Here is a 22,768-nt window from a genome sequence, read left to right on the forward strand (position 1 = left end):
TCGGGGAGGGAGCGGGCTCAGGCCAGGACCAGGCAGTGCTCGGGACGCCAGCCGAGCTCCACGGTCTCGCCGCCGCTCCAGCGGTCCTCCATGCGCGCGCGGTCCGTGTTCTGCTCCAGCACCGACAGCGTCACGCCGGGGGCGAGTTCGATCAGATACGTCGTGGTCGGGCCGCTGTAGACGGTCTCGCGGAGCTGACCGCGCAGCTTCGACATCCCCGGTTCGAAGTCGGACAGCCAGATCTTCTCGGGGCGCACGGACACGCTGACCGCGGTGCCGTCGCCGATCCCGGACCGGGTGCCGACGGCCAGCGCGGGGCCCTGCTCCAGGGCGACCCGGCCGTCGCGGTAGGTGCCGGTCATCAGGTTGGAGGTGCCCATGAAGGAGGCGACGAAGCGGCTGGCGGGGTGCTCGTAGACGTCCTCGGGGGTGCCGCACTGTTCGATGCGGCCCTCGTTCATCACGGCGATGCGGTCGGACATGGTCAGCGCCTCGTCCTGGTCGTGGGTGACGAAGACGAAGGTGATGCCGACCTCGCGCTGGATCTGCTTGAGCTCCACCTGCATCTGGCGGCGCAGCTTCAGGTCGAGGGCCGCCAGCGGCTCGTCGAGCAGCAGCACGGCGGGCCGGTTGACGAGGGCCCGGGCGAGCGCGACGCGCTGGCGCTGGCCGCCGGAGAGGGTGCGGGGCCTGCGGCCGGCGAGGCCGTCGAGCTGCACCAACTCCAGCATCTCACCGACGCGTTGGCGTATCTCGCTCTTGGCCACGCCCGTGCGCTTGAGACCGAAGCCGACGTTGTCGGCGACGCTGAGGTGGTCGAAGAGGGCGTAGCTCTGGAAGACGGTGTTGACGTTGCGCCGGTTGGGCGGCAGGTCGGTCACGTCCTCGCCGGCCAGCAGCACCGAGCCCTCGGTGGGGTCGGTGAACCCGCCGATCATGCGCAGCGAGGTGGTCTTGCCGCAGCCGGAGGGGCCCAGCAGCGAGAAGAAGTGGCCGGCCTCGATGTCGAGGTCGAGACGGTGGACGGCGTAGGAGTCCGCGAACTGCTTGGAGACGCCGTCGAGCCGGACAGCGGGGGTCGCGTCCATGGGGTTCACTCTCCGGAGAGGATGTCGAGGCCGCCGCGGCGGCCGAAGAGGCGCGGGATGAACAGGGCCAGGGCGATCAGGGCGATGGAGCCCGCGAGCATCAGGGTGCCGACCGCGTTGATGGTGGGCTGCACCCCGAAGCGGATCGCCGAGTAGATCCGCACCGACAGCGGCTGCGGGTCGACGCCGGTGGTGAAGTAGGCGAGCACGAAGTCGTCGAAGACCAGCGCGAAGATCAGTACGGCCGAGGCGAGCATCGCGGGCAGCAGGGCCGGCAGGGTCACCAGGCGCACCGCCTGCCAGCGGGTGGCCCCCAGGTCCATCGCGGCCTCCTCCACCTCCGGGTTCAGCGCGGCGACCCGGGAGCGCAGGACGACGGTGACGTAGGAGATGGAGAAGGTGATCTCGGCGAGCATCACCGTGCCGGTGGACAGGGTGATGCCCAGGCCCTTGAACAGCAGCATCGAGGCGACGCCGGTGACGATCTCGGGTGTGATCAGCGGCACCAGCATGATCAGGCCGGCGAGCGAGCCGAGCCGGGTGCGGCAGCGGACCAGGCCGAGGGCGAGGGCCACGCCGAGGACGACCGAACCGGCCATCGCCACCAGGGAGATGCGCAGGCTGGTGGTGAGCGACGCGACGAGGACGTCGTCGTGGACGAAGGCGCGGTACCAGCGCAGGCTGAATCCGCCGAAGACGGTCAGGGACTTCTTGGAGTTGAAGGAGAACAGCGCCACGACGGCGATGGGCAGGTAGAGCAGCGCGAAGAAGAGCGCCGTGACCGCGATGAGGACGCGCGGCCTGCGATCGGCGCGGCCACGGCGGGTGCGCGACCCGGCGGCCGGGCGGGCCTGCGTGGTGGTGGCGGGTTGCTTGACCATGGTCATCGGCGGGCCTCCGCCTCGTCCTTGCGGGTGCGCCGCAGATAGCCGAACATCCCGATCAGCAGCACCAGCATCAGGAGCATGGTGAGCGCCGAGCCCAGCGGCCAGTTCTGGCCCTGGAAGAACTTGTCCTGGATGAGGTTGCCGATCATGATCTGGTCCGGCCCTCCCATGAGTTGCGCGCTGACGAAGTCGCCCATGGCGGGCAGGAAGACGAGGACGAGGCCGGCCGCCGCGCCCTGCCGGGTGGCGGGCAGGGTGACGAAGAGGAAGGTGCGCACCGGGCCGCCGTACAGGTCGCGGCCGGCCTCGATGAGGGAGACGTCGAGGCGCTCCAGGGCCGCGTACAGCGGGATGACCATGAAGACGACGAAGCCGTAGACGAGTCCCGCGACCACGCCGACACCGGTGTTGAGGATCTTCGTGCCGGAACCGGCGAGTCCCACGGCGCGCAGGGTGCGCAGCACCGGCCCGTCGTCGGACAGGACCACCGACCAGCCGTACATCCGCACCAGGTAGTTGGCGAAGAACGGCACGACGATCGCGGCGATCAGCGCGTGCTTGTAGCGGCCGCCGTACAGGGCGATCGTGTACGCCACCGGGTAGGCGATCAGCAGGCAGATCGCGCAGGTCAGCAGGGCGTAGCCGAGGGAGCGGGCGAGGACCTCGGTGTAGGCGGGGTCGGCGAGGGCGCGCACGCCGGACAGGTCGAAGCCGAAGCGGGGGTTGCCGAGTTCGTCGGTGGTGCCGACCGCGAGGACGGCCACCAGGGCAAGTGACGCGATCAGGAAGGCGGTCATCCACAGCGTGCCCGGCAGCATGAACCAGACCCACATCCGGTGGCCCGAGGTGTCGCGGCGGCGGGTGCGTGCGGAAGGTCGGATCAGGGTCATGGGTCAGCCCGCCTTCACATGGGTCCAGGCGGTGTCGCGGGCGTCCTCCGCGGCGCGGGTGCCGTTGCGGAAGAACAGGTCCGCCTTCAGTTCGTCCTCGGTGACCAGGCACTCGGGGAAGGGCTTGACCAGCTCGGCGTAGACCTTCTCGGAGCCGGCCACCGGCATCGGGTAGCCGATGTACTCGATGTTCTTCTTCACGTTCTCCGGCCGCAGCATGTAGTCGATGAAGAGCATCGCGGTGCCGGGGTGGGGGGCGTTCCACGGGATGGCGTAGCAGTCGGAGTTGATCGGCGTCCCCTCCCTGGGGGCCTGGAAGCCGAACACCGAGGGGTCCTTGGCCTGGTTGAGCATGGCGGCCATGTCGCCGCTCCACGCCTGCGTCATCAGGGCGTTGCCGTTGAGGAGGTTGTTGTAGCTGTCGCTGGAGAAGCCGCGCAGCCGCGGGCGCAGGCTGCTCAGCAGGGCGGTGATGCGGTCCAGGTCGCCCCGGTCGCCGGTGCTGACGCCCAGGCCGAGTTCGAGGGCGCCCATGCCGAGCACCTCGTCGCGGTCGTCCAGCAGGAAGACCTTCCCCTTGGCCTTGTCGTTCCACAGGTCCTTCCAGGAGTCGGTCAGTTCACCGATCCGGTCCCGGCGCCAGCCGATGCCGGTCTTGTACGCCGTGAAGGGGACGGTGTGCGCGGAGCCGGGGTCGTACCAGGGATCGGTGAAGTACGAGTGCCTGCCGAACACGGCCGGGGCGTTGGACAGCTGAGCGTGGTCGATACGGCGCAGGCGGCCCCCGCGGACCAGGCGCTGGGCCCATTTGGCGGTGGGGAAGACGATGTCGTAGCGGTTGCCGGCGTTGAGCTTGGCGACCATGCCCTCCATCGAGTCGAAGTTCGACTGGACGACCTTGACGCCGTACTCCTTCTCGAAGCCCTTGAACACGGACGGGTCGACGAAGTCGGCCCAGTTGAAGTAGATGAGATCGCCGTCGACGCGCGCCTTGACGGGTGCGAGCTGCTGCGCGTCGGGTCTTTTCGCGGGCATGAACCCGCAGCCGCCGGCCGCGGCGCCGAGCAGGCCGCAGGCGCCTGCCCGCAGTACGGCACGTCGGGTCGGTGGGGGTACCTCGGGGGGCATCGAACGTCCTCTCCGTCGAGGAACGGCAGTGCTCCAGGGCTGGACCGGCTGGTCGGCTCGACGGAGGCCCTGACTCCGTGGAAGGGACCGGTCTGGTAAGGGTGCGGGCGTGCGTCAGCGGGGGAGGGATAAGCCCGTCCGCGGGCATACGGCGAAGGGCGCGCGGGAGGTCGTCACGGCGTGGCCCCCTCCAGATCGTCGCGGACGCGGCGGGCGAACCAGCCCACGGCCGCCTCGCGCTGCGAGAGCGGGCCCGGCTCGTAACCGGGCGTGGTCAGGCCGTCCTGCACGCGCTTGACCAGCTCCACGTCCTCGTCGTTGGTGCCCCAGCCGATGTGGATGTTCAGCCGGCGGGCCAGCCGGGTGCGGACGCTCTCGCCGTGCCGGGTGTAGAAGGCGGCCGGGGTCGCCGCCCGGTCCTGGGCGGTGGGCAGGGCGGTCCACGCGAGCACGTGGTCAGGGTAGAAGTCGATGAGCGTGTTCGGATAGATCACGGCGTACCGCCACACCCGCCGGTCCGCCTCGGTCAGGCCCGGCATCGGCGTCGCGAGGCGCTGGTAGAGCCGCTCGGTCCAGTTCGACGAGGGCTTGTCGCGCAGCGGCGACTCGAACAGGACGTAGTTCTCCCGCACGTCGGCCGTGTACGCCTGGTAGTCGAGCAGCCGCATCAGGGAGGGGTGCGCCACGGGGACGTGGTAGCCCTCGAGGTAGTTGTCGACGATCACCTTCCAGTTGGCGGGCTGCTCCTCGCCGCCGGCCAGGTCGTGGATGCGGTGCCTGCCCACGGGGACCAGGCCGGGCCCGGCGTAGTGGCCGACGGCCTCGGCGAGCCCGGCGCAGCTCTCGGCGAGCGGGGTGGCCTCCAGGTCGAGGTTGACGAAGACGAAGCCGAGGAAGGACTCGACGTTGACCGGGTGCAGGCCGAGCCGTGGCTTGTCCAGGCAGGGAATCCGGCGCGCTTCGGGGGCGCCGACCAGCCGTCCGTCCAGCTTGTACGTCCAGCCGTGGTACGGGCAGCGGATCGCCTTGCCCGACGGCTCGGGCGCGGTGACCAGGCGGGTGCCGCGGTGCCGGCAGACGTTGAGGTGGGCGGTGAGCGTGCCGTCCTCGGTGCGTACGACGAGGACCTCCCGCCCGGCCGCGGTGGCGGCGAGGCGTGCGCCCGGGCCGGGCAGGTCCGATTCGTGGCAGACCAGCTGCCAGGACCGGGCGAAGATGCGCTCGGTCTCGGCCGCGGCGACGGCCGGGTCGGTGTAGTGGCGGGCGGCGAGCGCTTCCCCGGGGTGCCCCTGGGCCGGGGGCCCGGCCGGTTCGGGGGGCGTCTTCGGCGGAGCCGGGGACGGAGCGGCTGCCCGGGTGGTCGAGGGGTGCATGGGGTGGTCCTCCTCCGCGCCGCGGCGGCGGCGATGGGCGGTGAGGCTGGGGACGTAGCCGGACCCGGTGCGCGACAGGTGCGGGGGTGCTGACCTGCCGCAGTCCGGCTGACTGATTGATTAGTCAGAGTGAGGGGGCGGGAGGGGCAAGTCAAGACTTGTGGCCTGACTAATTGATTAGTTAGTCTCGTGGTGAGACGGATCGCCCGAGCCCCTGGACGGCTCCCCGGCGCCGTCCGCCGGACCGCGAATCTGCGACGGTCCACGCCACCGCCACCCGACTCCGGACACCCGGAGCCGGTGCGCCTCCGGAGGCACCATGAACGCTCGCCGAAGTCTCGTATGGCTCGGTCTCACACCCGAGCCCGAACAGGAACTGCCCGCCGCGGTGGCCGCCCTGCGGGCCCGGGCCGCCCGCCGCCCGCCGACGGCCCTCGTCGCCGCCGAGCGGCGGCGCGTCGAGCGGCTGGTGCTGCGCGGCACCCAGCGCGGCTGGCTGCGCTACCTCGGCGAGGTCACCGACCTGGTCGTCGAGGCGGCGGCGCTGCCCGCGCCCGCCGACCCCCGGCCGGCGCTCCTGGCCGGCGAGGTCGTCCTCGACCACCACCGCATGCTGATCGGCCTGCCCGGCCCCGGCCACGACCGCACCGCCGGCCAACGGCGTGCCCTGGAGGGAGCGCTGGCGCGCCTCAGGTCCCGCCCGCACGGCACACTCCGTTCCGGGCGGCGGAGCGTCGCATGACCGGCGTCCTCTCCCTCCTGCCCGAAGGACGGCCCGGCCTGCTGGCCGCACCCGCGGACGGCTCGTCGTATCGCGCCGCCGGTGGCCGCACGCCCCTGACCGGACCCGGCCGGCTGCTCGACCGGATCGCGGCCGCCGGACTGCGGGGCCGCGGCGGTGCCGGATTCCCCGCCGCCGTCAAACTGCGCGCCGTGCGGGACGCGGGCGGGCGGCCCGTCGTCGTCGCCAACGGCGAGGAGGGCGAGCCCGGTTCGGTCAAGGACCGCTGGCTGCTGCGGCACCGTCCGCACGTCGTCCTGGACGGGCTGCGGCTGGCCGCGTCCGTCACCGGTGCCGCACGCGGGTACGTCTATCTCTCCGACGAACAGGCCGAACAGGCCGTCCGGCGGGCCCTCGCCGAGCGTCCCGCGGACGTGCCCGTCGAGGTCGTACGGACCGAGCACACCTATGTCGCGGGGGAGGAGACCGCGGTCGTCCGGCGCATCGACGGGGGACCGGCCCTGCCCACGGCGAAGCCCCCGCGTCCGTTCGAACGCGGCGTCGGCGGCGCGCCGACCCTCGTCGCCAACGTGGAGACGCTGGCCCGTGTCGCGCTGATCCACGCGTGGCCGGACGAGGCCGCCGGGATCGCCGGCGCGCATCTCGTGACGCTCTCCGGAGCGGCGGGTGCCGCGCTCGTGGAAGCGCCCGCCGGTACCCACCTCAAGGTCCTCGCCGATCTGCGCGGGCACGGCAGGGCCGAAGCGGTCCTGCTGGGCGGGCTGTTCGGCGGCCTGCACGGTGCGGGGTGGCGCGACCTGCCGCTCGGCCACGACGGCCCGGCGGCGGGCGGCGCTCCCGGCTGCGGCGCGCTGCACTTCCTGCACCCCGAGGACTGCCCGGTCGCCGTCACCACCGAGGCCGTCACCTACCTGGCGGCACAGAGCGCCCGGCAGTGCGGGGTGTGCGTGTCCGGCACCGGGGCGCTCGCCCGTACCCTCACCGCCGTCGCCCGAGGTGCCGCGAGCGACGACGCCTCCGCTCACCTCCTGCGCTGGTCCAGTCAGTTGCCCGGCCGCGGCGCCTGCGGACTGCTCGACGCCGCCGCCCGGACCGTCGCCACCCTGCTCGCCCACTTCCCGGACCGCGTCGACGCCCACCGCGGCTCCCCGTGCCGCGCCTGCGCGCTCCCCCTGCCGCACGACGGACGCCGCTTCGCGGTCCGCGTGCCCTGACCCGCAAGTCCGCTCGCCCGAAAGGACCGCCCCCATGAAACTCCTGCTGGACTCCACCCGCTGCCAGGGCTACGGCCTCTGCCAGGAACCCGCGCCCGAGCTGATCGACCTCGACGAGTGGGGCTATGCGCAGGTGAGGGTCGCCGAGGTGTCCGCCGAGGGCGAGGAGATCGCCGCCGCCGCGGTCGCCGCCTGCCCCAACTCCGCGCTGCGGCTGGTGAAGTGAGATGGGACGCGACCTGTCGGCTCTCTTCGACCCCGTCTCCGTCGCCGTCGTCGGCGCCAGCGACGACCCGGCCAAGTACGGCCATGCCATCGCCGCGCAGGCCGTCCGCGCCGGCGATCGCCGCCCCGTGCACCTGGTCAACCGCCGCGGCGGCACCGTGCTCGGCCGTACCGCCGCGCCCAGCCTGAGTGCGATCGGTGCACCCGTCGACCTCGCGGTGATCTCCGTGCCCGCCCGCGGTTTCGAGGACGCCGTCGACGAGGCCCTGGGCTGCGGCGCCCGGGCGATCGTCGCGATCACCGCAGGCTTCGCCGAGACCGGCGACGCGGGCAGGGCGCGCCAGGCCGCCGTCGCCGAGCGGGTGCGCGCCGCCGGTGCCGTGATGGTCGGGCCCAACTGCCTCGGCCTGGCCGACAACACGACCGACCTGTTCCTGGCCTCGGGCACCTTCGCCCCCGGCGCCGTCGCCCTGCTCAGCCAGAGCGGCAACCTCGCGCTCGAACTCCAGCTCCGCTTCGCCCCGCACGGTGTGGGCTTCTCCCGCTTCGTCTCGCTCGGCAACCAGGCCGACGTCACCCTCGTCGACCTGCTCGCCGACTGCGCCCGGCACGAGGGCACCCGCGCCATCGCCGTCTACGCGGAGGACTTCGCCGACGGACGGGCGTTCGCCGAGGCGGCCGCCGCGGCGGGAAAACCGGTGGTGCTGCTCACCGCGGGCCGCGGCGACGCCTCCGCGCGCAGCGCCCTGTCCCATACCGGCGCGCTGACCACCTCGGCCGACGTGGTGGGCGCCGCCTGCCGCGACGCCGGTGTCGAACTGGCCGCGACTCCACGCGAACTCGCCGTGGCCCTGGCCGCGTTGAGCGGGGGGCGGCGCGCACCCGGCCGCCGGGTCGCCGTGCTCACGGACGGCGGCGGGCACGGCGCCGTGGCCGCCGACGCCGTGGAGAGCGCCGGCCTCGCGGTGCCCGAACTCCCCGCACCCACCCGCCGGCGGCTGCGGGAGACCCTGTGGGAACAGTCGGCCGTCGCCAACCCGGTGGACCTCGCCGGCAGGGGCGAGCAGGACCCCGGCTCGTACGCGGCGGCCGTGGACGCGCTGCTGGCCGCCGAGGAGGTCGACGCCGTCCTGATGACCGGCTACTTCGGCGGCTACACCGCCACCGAGGGCGGGCTCGGCGGAGGCGGCACACCGCTCGCCGAGGGGGAGCAGGAGGCCGCGCGCCGCATCGCCGCCCGGCACCGCGCCACCGCGAAGCCCCTCGTGGTGCAGTCGATGTATCCCGAGTCGCCCAGCTGCCGTACGCTCGCCGCCGCCGGCGTCCCGGTCTTCGGCGCCACCGAGGACGCCGCCCGTGCCCTCGCCGCGACGGCACCGCGCGCCCCGCACCCCGGCATCACCCCGCTGCCGCCGCCGGCGGCCGCACCGCTCGCCGAGGTGGGCTACCTGGAGACCCGCGGCGCCCTGGAGGCCGCCGGACTCGCCTTCCCCGCCGCCCGTGCGATCCACGACGAGACCGATCTGCTCATCGCGGCACGGGAGCTGACCGGACCGTACGCCCTCAAGGCCCTCCACCTCCTGCACAAGTCCGACGCGGGCGGAGTCGCGCTCGGCCTGGCGGGGCCCGCCGAACTCCTCGCCGCCTACCGGGAGATGCGCGCCCGGCTCGGCGTGACCGCCTGCTCCGTCGAGGTCATGGCGGACCTCACCGACGGCATCGAGCTCATCGTCGGCGTCAACCGCGACCCGCGGTTCGGCCCGGTCGCCATGGTGGGTCTCGGCGGCGTCCTGGCCGAGACACTGCACGACGTCGCCTTCACGCTCGCTCCCGTGCCCGCCGCCCACGCGCAGCGCCTGCTGCGCGGACTGCGCACCGCCGCGCTCCTGGACGGCGTGCGCGGCCGCCCGCCCGTCGACGTCGCGGCGGCCGCGGCGGCCGTCGAGACCGTCACCGCGTTCGCCGCCGCCCACCCCGAGATCGCCGAGCTCGAGGTCAACCCGCTTCTCGTACGCCCGGACGGGGTCCTCGCCCTGGACTCCCGGGCCGTACTCGCCTGACGCCCCAGCCCAGCCCGCCCGCCCCCGGAGGCTTCCATGGACTTGCGCCACACCCCCGAACAGGCCGACCTGAAACGTCGTGCCGCCGCGTACGCCCGGCTGCTCATGCGCTACGAGGACCGGTCCGAGCAGGCCGGCGGCCCCCTGCCCCAGCACCTGGTGACCGAACTGACCCGCGCCGCCATGGACGCCGGTGTCTACGCCATCAACATGCCCGCGGAGTGGGGCGGTGCCGGGCTCGGCCTCCTGGACCAGGTCATCGTGGAGGAGGAGTTCGGCAAGGTCACCAACTGCCTCTGGGACATCCCCTGGAGGCCCGCCAACGTCCTCGCCCACGGCGACGAGCGGCAGCGCGAGAAGTACCTGCTGCCCGTGATCCGCGGGGAGCGCTTCGACGCCTTCGCCGTCACCGAGCCGGGCGCCGGCTCCGACCCCTCCTCCGGCACCTCCACCGCCGTCCGTACCGACGGCGGCTGGCTGCTCAACGGCGAGAAGTGGTTCGTCACCTGCGGCGACATCGCCGACTTCCTGCTGGTGCAGGCGGACGCGGGACCGGACCGGCTGCCCACGCTGTTCTTCGTGGACAAGTCCGCGCCCGGCGTGCGGCTGACCCGGCTGCCGCACTTCATGCACTCCGCGGTCAACGGCCACCCCGAATTCACCTTCACCGACGTCTTCGTGGCCGACGAGGACGTGCTCGGCGGCGTCGGCAACGGCTACGAGCTGACCAAGGAATGGTTCACCGACGAACGCCTCATGATCGCGGCCCGCACGGTCGGCGCCGCCGAGCGCGCGCTGCAACTGGCGCGCGACTGGGCCGTGCAGCGGGAGCAGTTCGGGGCGCCGATCGCCTCGTACCAGCTGATCCAAGGCATGCTCGCCGACTGCGCCGTGGACATCGCCGTCAACCGCGCCTACACCCGCCAGGTCGCCTGGGAGGCCGACCAGCCGGGCACCGACCGCAAGACGCTGCACGCGAAGGCGTCCACGGCCAAGCTCTCCGCCAGCGAGGCGGCGGGCCGGGTCGCCGACCGGTGCCTGCAGATCTTCGGCGGACGCGGCTACGACCGCACCTACCCCGTCGAGCGCATGTACCGCGAGCTGCGCGTGGACCGGATCTGGGAGGGCACCTCCGAGATCCAGCGCCTGATCATCGCCAACGAACTGATCAAGCGCGGCACCCGTGCCCTGGCCCTGCCCACCCCCTGACTCCGCGCCCCGCCCGCGCATCCCCGAACCCGCCCGTCCAGCAGCCACCTCGAGGACCTCCATGGACTTCCGTCTCACCCCGCGCCAGGCACGGCTCAAGGCCGACGCCCGCGCCCTCACCGACTTCATCGCCGGCTACGAGCTCCGGTGCGAGGAGGACAACGGCCTGACCGCCGACGTCCACGCCAAGGTCCGCGACGCGGTCCTCGACGCGGGGCTGCAGGCCGTCAACATGCCCGCCGAGTGGGGCGGAGCCGGCCTCACCATCGCCGAACAGGCCACCGTGCAGGAGGAGTTGGGACGCCTCACCGGTGCACTCTGGGACATGGTGTGGCGGCCCGCCAACGCGCTGAGGTTCTGCACCCCCGCCCAGCGCGAGCGCTTCCTGATCCCGGTGATCAAGGGCGAACGGCGCGACTGCTACGCCGTCACCGAGCCCGGCGCCGGCTCGGACCCGCAGCACCTCGCCACCACCGCGACCAGGAACGACCGCGGCTGGGTCCTCGACGGCGAGAAGTGGTTCGTCACCGTGGGCGACCACGCCGACTTCATGATCGTGCTCGCCGCGGCCGGCCCGGAGCGCGCGCCCACGCTCTTCCTCGTCGACAAGGACACACCCGGCATCGAGATGACGCGCGTGCCCCGCTTCATGCACACCTTCGTCTACGAACACCCCGAGTTCACCTTCACCGACGTCCAGGTCGACGAGGACGCCGTGCTCGGCGGCATCGGCGAGGGCTACGACATCACCCGCTCCTGGTTCACCGAGGAGCGCCTGATGATCGCGGCACGGACCACGGGCGCGGCGGAGCGGGCGCTGGAGCTGGCCCGCGACTGGGCCGTGGAGCGGGAGCAGTTCGGGGCGCCGATCGCCTCGTACCAGCTGATCCAGGGCATGCTCGCCGACTGCGCCGTGGACATCGCCGTCAACCGCGCCTACACCCACCAGGTCGCCTGGGAGATCGACCAGGCCTCGCCCGGGGACCGCAAGACGCTGCACGCCAAGGCGGCCATCGCCAAGCTCTCCGCGAGCGAGGCCTCGGGCCGGGTCATCGACCGCTGCCTGCAGATCCACGGCGGCCGTGGCTACGACCGTACGTACGCCGTCGAGCGCATGTACCGCGAGCTGCGCGTGGACCGGATCTGGGAGGGCACCTCCGAGATCCAGCGCCTGATCATCGCCAACGAACTGATCAAGCGCGGGACCGGGGTCCTGGACCTGCCCACGTCCTCGCCCCTCGCCTGACCCGTCGCACCGGGAGGAACACCCATGACCGGCATCGAACGCGTCGGGGTCGTCGGCTGCGGCCTCATGGGCGCGGGAATCGCCGAGGTCTGCGCACGGGCCGGCGTGCCGGTGACGGTGGTGGAACGCGATGCGCGGGCGGCCGAGGCGGGCCGGCTGCGCATCGGCCGCTCACTCGACCGGGCCACCGCCCGCGGCAGGCTCACCGCCGAGCAGCACGCGGGTGCCGCTGCGCTGATCACGGTGGTGGACCGGATCGAGGCCCTGCACGAGCACGATCTGGTGATCGAGGCCGTCGCGGAGGACGAGGCGCTGAAGCGCGACGTGTTCAGCCGCCTCGACGCCGTGGTCACCGGCGAGCACGCCGTCCTGGCGACCAACACCTCCTCGCTCCCCATCGTCCGGCTGGCCGCCGCGACCGGCCGCCCCGAGCGCGTCGTCGGCGTGCACTTCTTCAACCCCGTACCGGTGCTGCCGCTGGTCGAACTCGTGCCGTCGCTGCTCACCTCCCCGGCCACGGCGGCACGTGCCGAGACCTTCGTGACGGACACCCTCGGCAAGGAGGTCGTACGGACCCGGGACAAGGCGGGATTCGTGGTCAACGCGCTGCTCGTGCCGTACCTGCTGGCAGCGGTCCGCATGGTCGAGTCGGGCGGCGCCACCGCCGAGGACGTCGACCGGGCCATGGTCCACGGCTGCGCGCACCCGCTCGGCCCGCTGGCCCTGGCGGACCTGATCGGACTGGACACCACCCGGGCCATCGCCGAGTCGCTGTACGCCGAGTTCCGCGAGCCGCAGTACTCTCCGCCACCGCTGCTGAAGCGGATGGTGGAGGCCGGACTGCTGGGGCGCAAGTCCGGGCGGGGCTTCCACGCCTACGACGCCGGGCCGCGGCGCGGGGAGGCGGCACCGGCGGTGCGGCCGTGAGGGAAGATGGTCATGGCGTACGACCGGCGAACGAGGGGAGCCGCAGGGTGAGCACCAAGGTGCGCACGGCAGACACGCGTGAGCGCATCCTCACGGCGGCGTGCGAGGCCATCGCCGAGATCGGTTTCGAGAAGATCCGTATGCGGATGGTCGCGGAGCGGGCCGGGGTCTCGACGGCGCTGCTGCACTACCACTTCGACACGCGCGAGAAGCTGTTCACCGAGGCGATGACGCACTCCTTCGCCCACACCGCCGTGGACGTCGAACGCGACGCGGAGACGGCGCCCGCGGCCGTGATCCTGGCCCGCATCCTGCGCAACCTGCTGCCGACCGACCCCGAACTGCACCAGGACTGGCGGCTGTGGCAGGAGCTGTGGGTGCGGGCCCTGCGCGACGAGACGACCCGCGTCTTCGCCGTGGACCTGTACGCGCAGCTGCACGCCTGGGTGACCGGAGCGGTACGGCGGGGCGTCGAGTCGGGCGAGTTCACCCCGACCGACGTGGACGCCCTCGCCACCCTCGTGCTCTCCCTCAGCGACGGCTACGGCATCCGCATCATGCTGCGCGATCCGACCGTCACCCTGGACATGGCGCTCGCCTCCGTCTGGCGCCACGTGGCGGCGGCCCTCGGCCTGCCCGACGCGATGCCGGCGGACTGAACCACCGCGGGCGTCAGCGCACCGGGAAGCCGAAGGAGTAGCCCTGCTGCTTGAGCCACGGCAGGCACTCGCGCAGCGCTGCCACGGTCTGCGAACGATCCCCGCCCGCATCGTGGAACAGGATCGTCGGACCGTTGGGCACCTCGCTCCTGACGGTGGCGACGATCGCCTCGGTACCCGGACGCTCGAAGTCCTTGGTGTCCACGTTCCAGCCGAGCGGCCGCATCCCCCGGGAGGCGGCGAGCTTCCGGCTGTACGGAGTGAACGCGCCGCCCGGGGCCCGGTAGTACATGGGGCGGACGCCCCCGGACGCCTTGGTGATCATGTCCGCGGCGTCCAGGATCTCCTTCGACTGGTACGAATCGGCCTTCTTGTCCATGGTGGTGTCGTGCGACACCGAGTGGTCGCAGAGCCGGTGCCCCGCCGCCACCACGGCCTTGACCAGGTCCGGGTGAGCCTGTGCCTGCGTGCCGACCATGCAGAAGGTGGCCTTCACGCCGTTCTCCTTCAGCACCTGGAGCACCTGCGGCGTCCAGGTCGGGTCCGGGCCGTCGTCGATGGTGATGTTGACGCCCCGAGGGCCGTGGTCCGAGGCGTGCGCGATGGCGATCGCCACCGGCTTCCGGACCGAACCGGCAGCCGCCGAGGGCCTGGCGGCTCCGGGGCGCCGCCCGTCGGCGGGCCCGGCCTGCGCGGTCCACACCGAGGTGGCCGCCGCCAGCGCCGTCACCCCGACCGCCGCCGCGAGTACCCGGCCGTGCCATCCCCGCCCGCCATGCCGCGCCATGTCCGCCCCGCCCCTTGTCGTTCCCGTGCCGCTCGTGCACCTGTCAGGACGGAACAAGGGCGGGGCGGGATCCCTCTGTTACCGATCACGGACAATTCCGCGGAAGTACCGGGACGCACGGGGGGCGCACACCCGGGAGCGGAGCGCCCCGGCGGTGCCGTGCGGGGCCTTCGCGACCGGCGCGAGACCCTCGGCCCGGAGATCCGACGGCGACGGACTTCCAAGCCGGTCTCTGCGGCCGGGAGTTGCGCCGGCGACCCCCGCATCCCGCGGGCACCCGCCGGAACCGCACCCGCGGGCACCCTGCCGCGCGGGTCCGGTGCGTCAGGCGGCGGGTCGGATCAGCCCGGACTCGTAGGCGAAGGCCACCGCCTGGACGCGGGCGCGGGCGCCGATCTTGCTGAGGATGTGGCTGACGTGGGACTTGACGGTGGTCGGGGCGATCGACAGCCGGAGCGCGATCTCGCTGTTGGACCACCCCGAGGCGACGGCGGTGAGGACGTCGCGCTCGCGCTGGGTGAGGGCGGCCAGTTCGGCACCGGGCCGGAGGGGGCGGGCGGCGGGTTCCGCGCGGACGGTGTCGATGAGGGTGCGGGTGAGGGGCGGGGTGATCACGGCGTCTCCGGCGGCCACGATCCGTACGGCCGCGGCCAGTTCCCGCGGGGAGGCGTCCGTCAGGAGGAACCCGTCGGCTCCGGCGCGCAGGGCGGCGTAGGCGTGGTCCTCGTCGACGGCCGACGTGAGCACGAGCACGCGGGGAGGGGTCTGGCCGGCCGCCACCGACTCGCCGGGCGGGCGGAAGCGGGCGGGCCGGGCGATGCGCCGGACGGCCTCGATGTCGGCCGCGTCGGCGAGGCGGACGTCCATCAGGACGACGTCGGGACGCAGCGCCGCGCTCATGCCCACGGCCTCCTCGCTGGTCGCCGCTTCGCCGACGACGGTCAGGTCGGGTTCGGCGGTGAGCAGCATCCGCAGGCCCAGTCGCTGCAGGGACTGGTCGTTGACGAGGAGCACGGAGACCATGTCTGTCCTTCCCCACACTCTAAACGAAACTGTTTCGTTCGCTTGGTGAGTACAGTACTCCTGCCGGCTAGCGAAACGACGTCGTTCTTCTTATGGCTTCGCTCACACCGCCCGGCGGGCCGGGACGCGCCGCTCCCGCGGCCGGGCGGCCGCCTTCACCGGCCCGGCCACCGTCGCTCGTCCCCGGGGCACACGGCGGCGTGCACGTAACCGAGGCGCGGACGGCGGCCGCCTGCCCGGACGTGGGGCTCGAAGCGTTCGCCGGCCCCGATCTCCTGCTCGCAGCGCGCACACACGACGGGCGGCAGGTCCGCCCTTCGGGGGAACTCGGTGAGACGTCCCTGGAAGGCGGTGCCGGTCCCGCACGAGCAGCCGGCCCGGCAGGTCGGGCAGGCGCGGACGTGGCCGGCCCACTCCATGTACGTCCGCACCCAGGCGCGCTGCGCCCGGTGGCAGGCGGGGCAGCCGTGCGGACTCCATCCGCCGTGTCCGCCGAGATCCCGGCCCGCGTCGGGAGGCACCGGGGCGGCGCACCACACGCAGTCGGCTCCCGCGTTCTGCCCGGGCGTGAGGGCGGTCCGAGAGGGAACCGCGTAGACGAGGAGGGCCGCGGCGAGAGCGCACTCCGCGGTCATCGCCGATGCTTCCTCACGAGCCGGTACAGGCCCCTGCCGACCGCGCAGGCCTTGGCGGACTCCTCGTCCGCGCAGAGCTCGCAGGCCGAACCGTGCGAGAACAGGCCGCGGTGGGCGCGGGCGGCGACACAGCGGCGGCACCCGCCCGCGGCCGGGGCGGCCCCGTCGCCGCGAGCCACCCGCGCGCCCAAGGCCACGGAGGTCTCGGCGTTCAGCGGAACGCCGCACCACACACAGGCCCGCCCCCGCACCTGATCACCGCTCAGTTCGTCGGGCGCCGGTGGCGCCAGTATGTCCAGCACGGCGGCGGGGATTTCGTCGGTGGTACTGCTCATGCCGCTACATACCGCCGCGGGAGGCGTTTCGGATGCAGCGGTCCTGCACGGGAGGGGCCGCCACCCGTATCCGGATGGCGGCCCTCGTCACCCGCCCGCGGCGGGACGGCGTCAGACCGCCGGGCTCGGGAAGGTCGGGTACTCCACCCCGGAGACGTACTGCACCACCCGGATGACCTGGCAGGAGTAGCCGAACTCGTTGTCGTACCAGAGGTAGAGGATGGCGTTGTCTCCCTCCACCTTCGTGGCGCCGGCGTCGACGATCGAGGCGTGGCGGGAGCCGATGAAGTCGCTCGAGACGGCGTCGGGCGCCGTGGTGAAGTCGATCTGGCGCCGGAGCGGGGAGGTCAGCGAGACATCGCGCAGGTGGTCGAGGACCTCCTCGCGCGACGTCTCGCGCGAGAGCTGGAGGTTGAGGATCGCGATCGAGACGTCCGGCACGGGGACGCGGATCGAGCTGCCCGTGATGCGCGCCTTGAGGTCCGGCAGCGCCTTGGCGACGGCGGAGGCGGCGCCGGTCTCGGTGATGACCATGTTGAGCGGCGCGGAGCGGCCGCGGCGCTCGGCCTTGTGGTAATTGTCCAGCAGGTTCTGGTCGTTGGTGAAGGAGTGCACGGTCTCCACGTGACCGCGCTCGACACCGAAGGCGTCGTCCATCGCCTTCAGCGGCGGCACGATCGCGTTGGTGGTGCACGACGCGCAGGACAGGATCTGCTCGTCCGGCTTGACGGTGTCGTGGTTGACGCCGTGCACGATGTTCGGGACGTCGCCCTTGCCCGGCGCGGTCAGCACGACCTTGTCGATGCCGGGGCGCAGGTGCTGCGAAAGCCCTTCGCGGTCACGCCACTTGCCGGTGTTGTCGATCAGGATGGCGTTGCTGATGCCGTACGCGGTGTAGTCGACCTCGGACGGGTCGTTGGCGTGGATCACCTTGATCGCGTTGCCGTTGGCGAAGATGGTGCTGCTCGCCTCGTCGACGGTGATCGTGCCCTGGAACTGGCCGTGGATGGAGTCGCGGCGCAGCAGCGAGGCCCGCTTGACGAGATCCCCGGAGGCCTGCCCGCCGCCGCCCCGGACGACGATGGCGCGCAGCCGCAGGCCGTTTCCGGACCCGGCCTTCTCGACCAGCAGCCGGGCCACCAGCCGGCCGATGCGGCCGAAGCCGTAGAGGACGACGTCCCGGCCCTCGCCGCGCTCGATCTTGTTGGCGCCCGTGGCGCCCGCGACGGCCTCGGCGGTGAACGCCTCCACCGTCAGGCCGCGGTCGTCGCTCTTGTACGTCGCCGCGAGCATGCCGAGGTCGATCTGCGAGGGGCCCAGGTCGAGCGCGGTGAGCGCCTGCAGGAACGGCAGGGTCTCGGTGACCGAGAGCTCCTCGCCGGCTATCTGCCGGGCGAAACGGTGCGTCTTGAGGATGCTGACCACCGACTTGTTCACCAGGGAGCGGCTGTGCAGCAGGACGGTGACGTCCCGCTCGCGGTGCAGCTTCCCGATGATCGGGATCATCGACTCCGCGGTCTCCTCGCGGGTCTTCCAGTTGGTGAACGAGTCGTCGTTGACAGTCACAGATCCATCTTTCGAGCTAGGCGGCGCTCATATGTTAAACCCTGTGTGATCGATCGTTCGGGCGGGGTTCGTCACACTGCCCCGCGCCGTCATCGAGACGATCCGGCCGCCCGTCCGTACCTGACGGGCATGGGGCCCCGCACGGGGACCGCCGCCGGACGGATCGAGGACGTACACCATGAACGCAACCGCAGCCATCGGCGTGACCGGCCTGGGCGTGATGGGCCGCAACCTGGCGCGCAACTTCGCCCGCAACGGCTATACGGTCGCCGTCCACAACCGCACGGTGGGCCGCACGCGCGCGCTGATGGAGGTGTACGGCGACGAGGGCGCGTTCGTCGCCGCGGAGACGGTCGAGGAGTTCGTGGCGGCCCTCGAGCGCCCCCGCCGCCTGATGATCATGGTGCAGGCGGGTCCGGCCACCGACGCGGTCATCGAGGAGTTCGCCGCGCTGCTCGAACCCGGCGACATGATCATCGACGGCGGCAACGCCCACTTCGCCGACACCCGCCGCCGCGAGGCCGCCCTGCGCGAGCTGGGCATCCACTTCGTCGGCGCCGGCGTCTCCGGCGGCGAGGAGGGCGCCCTCGAAGGGCCGTCGATCATGGTCGGCGGTTCGGCCGAGGCGTACGACGTCCTCGGCCCGATGTTCGAACGGATCAGCGCCGACGTCGACGGCGAGCCGTGCGCCGCCCACATCGGCAGCGACGGCGCCGGGCACTTCGTGAAGATGGTCCACAACGGCATCGAGTACGCCGACATGCAGCTCATCGCCGAGGCCTACGACCTGCTGCGCCAGGTCGGCGGCTACACCCCGGCCGAGATCGCGGACGTCTTCCGGCGCTGGAACCGGGGCCGGCTCGGCTCCTACCTGGTCGAGATCACCGCCGAGGTGCTGGCCCACACCGACCCGGACACCGGCGCGCCCTTCGTCGACGTCGTCGAGGACGCCGCCGGCCAGAAGGGCACCGGCCGCTGGACCGTGCAGACCGCGCTGGACCTCGCCTCCCCGGTCACCGCCATCGCCCAGGCCACCTTCGCCCGCGCCGCCTCGGGCCAGCGCGACCTGCGCGCCGCCTACGCGGGCCTGCCCGGCGGCACCCGCCCCCTGCTCAGCCGCACCGAGGCCGACCGGTTCACCTCGCAGGTCGAGCACGCCCTGTACGCCTCGAAGGTGATCGCCTACGACCAGGGCTGGAAGATGATCCAGGACGCGGCCGCCGAGTACGGCTGGAAGATCGACCTCGGCACCGTCGCCCGGATCTGGCGCGGCGGCTGCATCATCCGCGCCTCCTTCCTCGACCGCATCCGCGCCGCCTACGCCGCCGACCACGACCTGGTGAGCCTGCTCGGCGAGATGGAGTTCGCCATGGAGATCACCGACGCGCAGGTGCCCTGGCGGGAGACGGTCGCCGCCGCCGCCCGCCGCGGCATCCCCGTCCCGGCCTTCTCCGCCGCCCTCGCGCACTACGACACCCTGCGCGCCGGCCGGCTGCCCGCCGCTCTGCTGCAGGGCCAGCGGGACTACTTCGGCGCCCACACCTACCGCCGTACCGACCGTCCCGGCGTCTTCCACACCCAGTGGGCCGCGCCGGAGCGCCACGAGACCAGCGCCTGACCCGCTCCCGGACCGCGTGCGACCGGCACCGTCCGGACGGACGCGGCGCCGTGCCCCTCTCCGGCGGCCACGCCACCCGCCCGCCCGGCGCCGCCGTGGTGGGCCACCTCGAACAGGGCGGCGCCGCCCACTGGTTCGTCACCGAGATGCAGGGCCGGACCTTCCGCGACGGCTCCGCCGAGAACCACTGGTGGGCCGGCACCACGGCGGACCACGGGCGCCGGTGCCCGGTCCCCGAGGTCTGCCGCGGGCGGCTGCGGCGACGAGGACGACGCCGGCCCGCTGATGCCCGGTGCGCGCCCGTCCGGGCCCCCGGCGACCCTGGTGGCTCTTGACGCTCCGACCGGCGCGGACCAGGCTTCAGGCCTCGGGCTTCGGCGGAGCACACCTGGACAGGTAGGTCGACGATGGCGCAGTCCCCGGACACCCCCGTCAGCAGACCCACGGCGCGGCAGCTCCAGGTGGAGACGCACGGCCTGGACGTCATCACCGACGCCGAGCGCAAGGGCAGCCCGCGGACGCTGTTCTGGCCCTGGTTCGGGGCCAACGTGTCCGTGCTCGGGCTGAGTTACGGCTCCTTCGCGCTCGGCTTCGGCACCTCCTTCCGCCAGTCGCTGACGGCGGGCGTCATCGGCATCGTCTTCTCCTTCCTGCTCTGCGGCTTCGTCGCGGTGGCCGGCAAGCGCGGCTCGGCGCCGACGATGGTCCTCAGCCGCGCGGCGTACGGCGTGCGCGGCAACCGGCTTCCCTCGGTCGTCTCCTGGGTGCTGACCGTCGGCTGGGAGACCGTGCTGTGCGCGCTCGCCACCATGGCCACCGCGACCGTCTTCGGCCGCCTCGGCTGGGGCGGTGGCACCGGGACGAAGGTGGTGGCGCTGGTCCTGGTCGGCGCGCTGACCGTCGTCGGCGGGGTGATGGGCTTCGACCTGATCATGCGGCTGCAGACCGTGATCACGGTCGTCACCGGCGTGCTCACCGTCGTCTACGTCGCGCTGGTCGCCGACCACATCCACTGGGGCACCGTCGGCTCCCTCCCGTCGGGCTCCGTCCAGGAGTTCGTCGGCGCGCTGGTGTTCATGATGACCGGGTTCGGTCTCGGCTGGGTCAACGCCGCCGCGGACTACTCCCGCTATCTGCCGCGCGGCGCGTCCGGCCGGGGCGTGATCGGCTGGACCACGTTCGGCGCGTCCCTGGCCCCGCTGCTCCTGCTGGTCTTCGGACTGCTGCTGGCGGGCTCCTCGGCCAAGCTCAGCGCGGCGATCGCCGCCGACCCGATCGGCGCCCTCACCACCATCCTGCCGACGTGGTTCCTGGTGCCCTTCGCCGTGGTCGCCGTCCTAGGACTGGTGGGCGGAGCGGTCCTCGACATCTACTCCTCCGGCCTCGCCCTGCTGTCCGCGGGGATCAGGATTCCGCGCTACCTCGCCGCGTTCGTCGACGGCGTGCTGATGATCGCCGGCTCGATCTACATCGTCTTCCTCGCCGACGACTTCCTCGGCCAGTTCATGGGCTTCCTGACCACGCTCGGCGTCCCCATCGCGGCCTGGTGCGGCGTCCTGCTCGCCGACCTGGCGCTGCGCCGCGGCGACTACGACGAGGCCGACCTCTACCGCCCGGCCGGCCGCTACGGCGACGTACCGCCCGTCCCGCTGCTGCTCACTCTCGCCGCCACCGCGCTCGGCTGGGGCCTGGTCACCAACTCGGCGGCGGGCTGGCTGGACTGGCAGGGCTACCTCCTCGGACCGCTCGGCCTGGGCGGCCCGTCCGGCGCCTGGGCCTACGCCAACCTCGGCGTGCTCGCCGCCCTCGCCCTCGGCTTCCTCGGCACCTTGGTGCTGAGCCGTCCCCGCGTCCGCGCGCAGGAGACGCGGGCGGCGAGTCCCACGGACGCGGGGGCGGCCGTATGACGACGGGTCTGCTCGCCGTCATCGACCTGCAGCACGTCTTCGCCGACCCCTCCAGCCCCTGGGCGGCTCCCCGCTTCGCCGACGCGGCGGAAGGCGTACGTCGGCTGCTGCCGGCCTTCGGCGACCGGGTCGCCTTCACCCGCTTCCTGGCCCCGGCGAAACCCGAGGGAGCCTGGCGCGCGTACTACGCGCAGTGGCCGTTCGCCCGCCGGCCGCCGGACGACCGCCTCTGGTCCCTGGCCGACGGTTTCGCGCCGCACGCGCGGCATGTCGTCGATGCCACGACCTTCGGCAAGTGGACCCCGGAACTGGCCCGCCTCCTCGGACCCGACAACCGCCTGATCCTGGCGGGCGTCAGCACCGACTGCTGCGTGCTGTCCACGGCACTGGCCGCCGCCGACGCGGGAGCCGAGGTCCTGGTCGCCGCGGACGCGTGCGCGGGAGCGGACGACGACTCGCACGCACGGGCGCTGCAGATCATGGACCTGTACCGCCCCCTGATCCACGTGACCTCCGTGGCGGAGCTGCTGGGGGAGGGGGAGTGAGCGCGGGTCCGCACGCCGCCGCCCGGCCCCGCCCGCAGGGCGCCTCAGCGGTGACACCGGCGGCCTTCCGGACATCTCCACCGGCGATCCCCCGGGACGTCCACCGCGGACATGTGTCCGCTGCGAAGCTCTGAAAAAGGGGGAATGGGCTCGTCCGGATCGGGTACGCGAGCAGGACCGTACCCGAGGGCGATCTTGCCCCGGGTGGCCTGTACCACCGCCGCTACCAGGGGATCTGTCATGGAGACACCTGCCAACGACCACAACGCCACACCGGCCCGGCAGGCGCTGGACGCGCTGGCCGTGAACACCGAGGACACGACGGCGCTGGACACGCTCGCCGGCAGCGAGGTGCTCGTCCCCGTCCCCGACGACGCGAACCAGGGGGACGCCGCGGACCCGGGCGCGGTGGCGCTGCCCGTCCTGGAGCAGCCGGGCGGCGACCCGGTGGTGCCCGTGTTCACCTCCGAGGGCGAGATGGCCGGGCTGCTGCCGTACGTCTCCCGCTACCGTCTGGTGCCGCTGGGCGCGCTCGCCTCGCAGTGGCCGGCCGACGACCTGTCGCTGACCATAGACGCCGGGTCCGAGCACCCGCTGACGCTGACGTCCGAGGGCGTGAGGACGCTGCTCGCGCGGCCGTGACGAGCGCCTGACGGGCCCCGACGTCAAGGGCCCGGGAAGGGGGCGGGTGTCTCTCCCGCTCC

23 protein-coding genes are annotated in these 22,768 nt (G+C 72.8%); 13 read left to right on the top strand and 10 right to left on the bottom strand.

Annotated features, from left to right (window positions below):
- Positions 1-17: 17 nt before the first annotated feature.
- The 5 genes from ACIRPX_RS00580 to ACIRPX_RS00600 form a co-directional block, all read right to left on the bottom strand.
- On the bottom strand, positions 18-1,088 hold the full coding sequence (locus tag ACIRPX_RS00580) for an ABC transporter ATP-binding protein (protein WP_404187056.1): 1,071 nt from the start codon (positions 1,086-1,088) through the stop codon (positions 18-20).
- Positions 1,089-1,093: 5 nt separating this feature from the next.
- Positions 1,094-1,975, bottom strand: coding sequence for an ABC transporter permease (locus ACIRPX_RS00585; protein ID WP_404187057.1), 882 nt, complete (start codon positions 1,973-1,975; stop codon positions 1,094-1,096).
- Positions 1,972-2,865 (bottom strand): ABC transporter permease, encoded by an 894-nt coding sequence (locus ACIRPX_RS00590; protein WP_404187058.1) that lies wholly within the window; start codon positions 2,863-2,865, stop codon positions 1,972-1,974. The genes ACIRPX_RS00585 and ACIRPX_RS00590 overlap by 4 nt, the downstream gene beginning before the upstream one ends.
- A 3-nt stretch (positions 2,866-2,868) precedes the next feature.
- On the bottom strand, positions 2,869-3,993 hold the full coding sequence (locus ACIRPX_RS00595; RefSeq protein ID WP_404187059.1) for a spermidine/putrescine ABC transporter substrate-binding protein: 1,125 nt from the start codon (positions 3,991-3,993) through the stop codon (positions 2,869-2,871).
- Between the two features lie 173 nt (positions 3,994-4,166).
- Entirely contained in the window at positions 4,167-5,366 is a 1,200-nt protein-coding gene (locus ACIRPX_RS00600; RefSeq protein ID WP_404187060.1) for an aromatic ring-hydroxylating dioxygenase subunit alpha, read from the bottom strand.
- A 319-nt stretch (positions 5,367-5,685) separates the two neighbouring features.
- Between ACIRPX_RS00600 and ACIRPX_RS00605 the strand changes: the two genes are divergently transcribed.
- The 8 genes from ACIRPX_RS00605 (at position 5,686) to ACIRPX_RS00640 (ending at position 13,648) form a co-directional block, all read left to right on the top strand.
- Positions 5,686-6,108, top strand: a complete 423-nt coding sequence (locus ACIRPX_RS00605) for a hypothetical protein (protein WP_404187061.1) — start codon at positions 5,686-5,688, stop codon at positions 6,106-6,108.
- Positions 6,105-7,322, top strand: a complete 1,218-nt coding sequence (locus tag ACIRPX_RS00610) for an NADH-ubiquinone oxidoreductase-F iron-sulfur binding region domain-containing protein (RefSeq protein WP_404187062.1) — start codon at positions 6,105-6,107, stop codon at positions 7,320-7,322. Before ACIRPX_RS00605 ends, ACIRPX_RS00610 begins: the two co-directional genes overlap by 4 nt.
- Positions 7,323-7,356: 34 nt before the next feature.
- Complete coding sequence (locus ACIRPX_RS00615) at positions 7,357-7,548, top strand: ferredoxin (RefSeq protein WP_404187063.1); 192 nt, start codon at positions 7,357-7,359, stop codon at positions 7,546-7,548.
- A 1-nt stretch (position 7,549) separates the two neighbouring features.
- Positions 7,550-9,607, top strand: coding sequence for an acetate--CoA ligase family protein (locus ACIRPX_RS00620; RefSeq protein WP_404187064.1), 2,058 nt, complete (start codon positions 7,550-7,552; stop codon positions 9,605-9,607).
- 36 nt (positions 9,608-9,643) lie between these two features.
- Entirely contained in the window at positions 9,644-10,816 is a 1,173-nt protein-coding gene (locus ACIRPX_RS00625) for an acyl-CoA dehydrogenase family protein (RefSeq protein ID WP_404187065.1), read from the top strand.
- Between the two features lie 61 nt (positions 10,817-10,877).
- Entirely contained in the window at positions 10,878-12,062 is a 1,185-nt protein-coding gene (locus tag ACIRPX_RS00630) for an acyl-CoA dehydrogenase family protein (RefSeq protein WP_404187066.1), read from the top strand.
- Between the two features lie 24 nt (positions 12,063-12,086).
- The gene (locus ACIRPX_RS00635) at positions 12,087-12,989 is read left to right on the top strand and encodes a 3-hydroxybutyryl-CoA dehydrogenase (RefSeq protein WP_404187067.1); all 903 of its coding nucleotides are present in this window, start codon (positions 12,087-12,089) and stop codon (positions 12,987-12,989) included.
- Between the two features lie 47 nt (positions 12,990-13,036).
- On the top strand, positions 13,037-13,648 hold the full coding sequence (locus tag ACIRPX_RS00640; RefSeq protein WP_404187068.1) for a TetR/AcrR family transcriptional regulator: 612 nt from the start codon (positions 13,037-13,039) through the stop codon (positions 13,646-13,648).
- A 13-nt stretch (positions 13,649-13,661) separates the two neighbouring features.
- On the opposite strand, the gene ACIRPX_RS00645 is transcribed toward ACIRPX_RS00640, so the two are convergent.
- The 5 genes from ACIRPX_RS00645 to ACIRPX_RS00665 form a co-directional block, all read right to left on the bottom strand.
- Positions 13,662-14,435, bottom strand: a complete 774-nt coding sequence (locus ACIRPX_RS00645) for a polysaccharide deacetylase family protein (RefSeq protein WP_404187069.1) — start codon at positions 14,433-14,435, stop codon at positions 13,662-13,664.
- A 324-nt stretch (positions 14,436-14,759) separates the two neighbouring features.
- Complete coding sequence (locus tag ACIRPX_RS00650; protein ID WP_404187070.1) at positions 14,760-15,458, bottom strand: LuxR C-terminal-related transcriptional regulator; 699 nt, start codon at positions 15,456-15,458, stop codon at positions 14,760-14,762.
- Between the two features lie 155 nt (positions 15,459-15,613).
- Entirely contained in the window at positions 15,614-16,093 is a 480-nt protein-coding gene (locus ACIRPX_RS00655; protein ID WP_404187071.1) for a hypothetical protein, read from the bottom strand.
- Positions 16,090-16,428 (bottom strand): hypothetical protein, encoded by a 339-nt coding sequence (locus ACIRPX_RS00660; RefSeq protein ID WP_404187072.1) that lies wholly within the window; start codon positions 16,426-16,428, stop codon positions 16,090-16,092. Before ACIRPX_RS00660 ends, ACIRPX_RS00655 begins: the two co-directional genes overlap by 4 nt.
- 111 nt (positions 16,429-16,539) lie before the next feature.
- Positions 16,540-17,994 (bottom strand): glyceraldehyde-3-phosphate dehydrogenase, encoded by a 1,455-nt coding sequence (locus ACIRPX_RS00665; RefSeq protein WP_404187073.1) that lies wholly within the window; start codon positions 17,992-17,994, stop codon positions 16,540-16,542.
- Between the two features lie 178 nt (positions 17,995-18,172).
- Here ACIRPX_RS00665 and gndA point away from each other — a divergent pair, with 178 nt between their 5' ends.
- The 5 genes from gndA to ACIRPX_RS00690 all read left to right on the top strand — a co-directional run bounded on the left by gndA (position 18,173) and on the right by ACIRPX_RS00690 (position 22,706).
- Positions 18,173-19,612, top strand: a complete 1,440-nt coding sequence (gene gndA / locus ACIRPX_RS00670; protein ID WP_404187074.1) for an NADP-dependent phosphogluconate dehydrogenase — start codon at positions 18,173-18,175, stop codon at positions 19,610-19,612.
- A gap of 50 nt (positions 19,613-19,662) precedes the next feature.
- A complete protein-coding gene (locus ACIRPX_RS00675; RefSeq protein ID WP_404187075.1) occupies positions 19,663-19,947 on the top strand; it encodes a hypothetical protein in 285 nt (94 codons plus the stop codon).
- 72 nt (positions 19,948-20,019) lie between these two features.
- Entirely contained in the window at positions 20,020-21,519 is a 1,500-nt protein-coding gene (locus tag ACIRPX_RS00680) for a purine-cytosine permease family protein (protein WP_404187076.1), read from the top strand.
- Positions 21,516-22,064, top strand: a complete 549-nt coding sequence (locus ACIRPX_RS00685; RefSeq protein WP_404187077.1) for a cysteine hydrolase family protein — start codon at positions 21,516-21,518, stop codon at positions 22,062-22,064. The genes ACIRPX_RS00680 and ACIRPX_RS00685 overlap by 4 nt, the downstream gene beginning before the upstream one ends.
- Before the next feature lie 240 nt (positions 22,065-22,304).
- Positions 22,305-22,706 (top strand): SseB family protein, encoded by a 402-nt coding sequence (locus ACIRPX_RS00690; protein WP_404187078.1) that lies wholly within the window; start codon positions 22,305-22,307, stop codon positions 22,704-22,706.
- The last annotated feature ends 62 nt before the right edge of the window (positions 22,707-22,768 follow it).

Source organism: Streptomyces sp. NPDC101225, assembly GCF_044767585.1.
Lineage (GTDB): Bacteria > Actinomycetota > Actinomycetes > Streptomycetales > Streptomycetaceae > Streptomyces.